The 2,999-nt window shown below is 26.4% G+C and carries 4 protein-coding genes; all 4 read right to left on the bottom strand.

The window, feature by feature from the left end; all coding sequences use genetic code 11:
* A partial coding sequence (locus HNP68_RS07305; protein WP_420703299.1) for a DUF603 domain-containing protein occupies nucleotides 1–73 on the bottom strand: 73 nt, incomplete at its 3' end.
* 150 nt (nucleotides 74–223) lie between these two features.
* Nucleotides 224–688, bottom strand: a complete 465-nt coding sequence (locus HNP68_RS06290; RefSeq protein WP_235684958.1) for a DUF643 domain-containing protein — start codon at nucleotides 686–688, stop codon at nucleotides 224–226.
* A gap of 91 nt (nucleotides 689–779) precedes the next feature.
* Nucleotides 780–1,856, bottom strand: coding sequence for a hypothetical protein (locus HNP68_RS06285; RefSeq protein ID WP_183221549.1), 1,077 nt, complete (start codon nucleotides 1,854–1,856; stop codon nucleotides 780–782).
* 34 nt (nucleotides 1,857–1,890) lie between these two features.
* Nucleotides 1,891–2,601, bottom strand: a complete 711-nt coding sequence (locus tag HNP68_RS06280) for an ErpL protein (RefSeq protein ID WP_183221547.1) — start codon at nucleotides 2,599–2,601, stop codon at nucleotides 1,891–1,893.
* Nucleotides 2,602–2,999 lie beyond the last annotated feature (398 nt).

The raw sequence follows: 2,999 nt of genomic DNA, 5'->3' as shown, positions 1-2,999 counted from the left end.
CATCATTTAAAGTTCCTTCTATAAAATATGCAACATAATCATCAAAAGATCTTTTAACTCTTTTCAAAAGCACTACCCAAAAGTAACAAAATTAACAAATTGTTACTCTAAATAGTAAAGCAATTTGATGAATTGTTAACATAAACTGTTAATTTCTTAATGTATATTAGTGGTGTTTAATATTTATTGGCTTTTATTGATTTAAAAACAGTAATTTACTAATTTATTGTATTTTTAAAAACCTTGACCTTATAAGTTTATAAAAATTTTTCATTTCATTCATAAAATTATTACTTGTGAAAATTCCCTTATCATAATAGTGTACGCTCATAAATAACATATCTTTAAATTCTTCAATCGCATATGGTTGATTTCGTTTTGATACTTTTCGTATTATTTTATAAAAAATCTTATTAACAAAAAGCAAAAAATTGACAGAAGCATATTTATCTTCTTCTAATTTTCCCAAACATTTTTCTAGCATTCCTTCCTTGTAGCTATAATTAATCTCAACATTTTTAGAACTTCTATATTTTTCTATTAGATATCTATCTTTTAAAACCCCTTTAATAAATTCTTTTACGGGTTCTAAAGGCTCATTTATTGCTTCATAAGCGCTGTTTCTTTCCCTTTTTGTCAAATTATCTAAAACATTATAAAAATCAAAAACTTTATTAACGTGCATCATAACTATAAATAGTATAAAAATAAAAAATAACAACTAGTCAAATATTACTAGCTGTTATTTTGTGTATACAAAGTTTAATTAAAACTAAAGCTTATTCATCATCTTCTGATATCCTGTTACTGTTAGTATCATTGATATAGCCTTTAATTGTTTCAAAATTAGATTGGTCTTTAAGATATTCTTTAACCTCTCCTAATTTTGATTTTAATTTATCTAAGTCTGATTCAATTTCGCTAACTCTTACATTTTCTTTTAATTTGGGCTCAGGTTTCCCTACAGTAGCCGCTTGATTACCTTCATTTAAATTTTTTCTTAAACTGTCTCTAGTATCACCCAATTCTTTTAATAACTTTGCTAATTCTTCATCATCTTCTTCTGTTAAACCCCAAGTATGGTATATAGCCTGTTTAGAATCATCAGTAAAGTGGTCATATATAGGCCCTGTAACTTTATCTATAACTTCTTGCGCCCCTACTATTACTCTTTCTACTTCTTCCACAAACCAACTTTGATGTTTGATGGAATCAATATCCTTATTTATCTTGTCTATTTTATTTGTAAGATCTTTAATCTTGGCTTTAACTTTTACTTTATCTTCTTCTTCAGTTTGTTCTTGTGTTTGTGCTTGCAAGATTACTTCTTCAGATTGTTCTTCTATATTATCTTCCTTATCTTCTTTTTGTTTTTCTTTTTCTTTGACTTTACTACTACCACTGTTATTTTGTACTGTTGATTTTAATACAGGTGTATCGCTGTGGCCACTTGTCGAAAATATTGGAGGCGAACTTAATACGCTATTATTAGGATCATCCCCCTGCATTAATTTTTTTTGATTTTCTTGTTGTGCTACTTGATCAACTCTCTTTTGTTCTTGCTTTGGTTGTTCTTGTCCCTTTTTCTCTTTACTACCTTGACCACCATTGTTAGCACTTTCTTCTTCATGTAATTTTTTTGCTATTTCATCTGAAATATCTTTTACTTCTTTTTTTAAAAATCCCTTAACTTTTTGTTCTGTTTGTTTTATACCTTGTTTAACTTTTTTTTCTATACCTTCTTTAAATCCCTTAACTTTTCCTTTTACATCTTGTTTTAAATCCGCATAATTTTTGCAAGAACTAATTACTGCAAAAACAGCACTAACAATAAATATTGTTATTTTTTTATACATAAGTTACTCCTAAATATTGAACTTCTATTTTAAATTATTTATTCTCTTCTAAATTTTTAAGTTCTTTTTCTTCTTCTTCAATCTTTTTAAGTGCACTTTCTATAACTCCACTTGACATATTACTAGTATCAGTATCATTAGAAAAACTTACAGTTAAACCATATTCTTTAGCACAATTAAAAGCTTGCAATCCAACACCACCTTGTCTTTGAACTTGATGCCCTTGAGTTACTCCAGTTGCACTCTCAACTTGCTTTTTATACTCTTGAAATTTCTTTTTAGCCTCTTCTAAAGCTTTTTTTCTTTCATTTTTTTTCTTTTTTAAACTATCTTCAAGTTCCTTTAATTTATCTTCAATTTCTTTCTTATCTTTTACTTTATCTTTTAATTTCTTCTCTAATTCTTCTTTTATTTTTTTTACTTTTTCTTCATATTCAGAATATTTTTTAAGAGGAGTCTTTTTGGGGTCTGTTTCTTCTATTGCTTTTTTCAATTCCTCTATTGTTTCTTTTAATTTTTTAATTTGTTCTTCAATTTCTTTTGTATCATTTGCATCTTTTATATCCAAAATATCTAAAGTATCTAACAATTTATCAAATTTATTTTCTACTTCTTTTTCTACTTGTTTTGAACCTTTTACAACTTGTTCTGAATTTTCCAAATCTTTACTAATTGCATAATTCTTGCAAGAAATAACTAATGCAAAAATGCTGCAAATAATAAACAAGTCTATTTTCTTTTTCATAAGCTACTCCATAAATCTTAAAGATAATGCAACACCTAGTAATTACAATTTTTTAAGAGTTTAAATAATTGTTTTTGTTACATTGCGTTGTTACATATTAACAAACTGAAAATGTAATTTTAATCAACTCCTGAAAATCTCTCCATTGCAAATGCTAAGCTCATTACAAAAGATTATAAAACCCATACAAATTAAATTTCAGAGTATTTGATAAATATTAGTTAAAGTATAGTATCTTTCTTAACTTACCCCCTTAAAAATCGCCACTTCTGCTTGCTACAACCACTCTAAATGCCAAATTCTGCATGCAATGAGAGACACTTCAATTTGACTAAAATTTTTAGTTTTTGATAAAATGTAAATTGTAATTTTTACCTATTTTTATTACTTTTACTTAA

Source organism: Borreliella yangtzensis (genome assembly GCF_014201775.1).
Taxonomy (GTDB): domain Bacteria; phylum Spirochaetota; class Spirochaetia; order Borreliales; family Borreliaceae; genus Borreliella; species Borreliella yangtzensis.
This window is presented reverse-complemented; position numbering and strand designations above follow the sequence as displayed.

Excerpts from the sequence above, each read along its gene's own strand:
- HNP68_RS06290 (WP_235684958.1), bottom strand. The coding sequence starts at position 688 with ATGATGCACGTTAATAAAGTTTTTGATTTTTATAATGTTTTAGATAAT.
- HNP68_RS06280 (WP_183221547.1), bottom strand. The coding sequence starts at position 2,601 with ATGAAAAAGAAAATAGACTTGTTTATTATTTGCAGCATTTTTGCATTA.
- HNP68_RS06285 (WP_183221549.1), bottom strand. The coding sequence starts at position 1,856 with ATGTATAAAAAAATAACAATATTTATTGTTAGTGCTGTTTTTGCAGTA.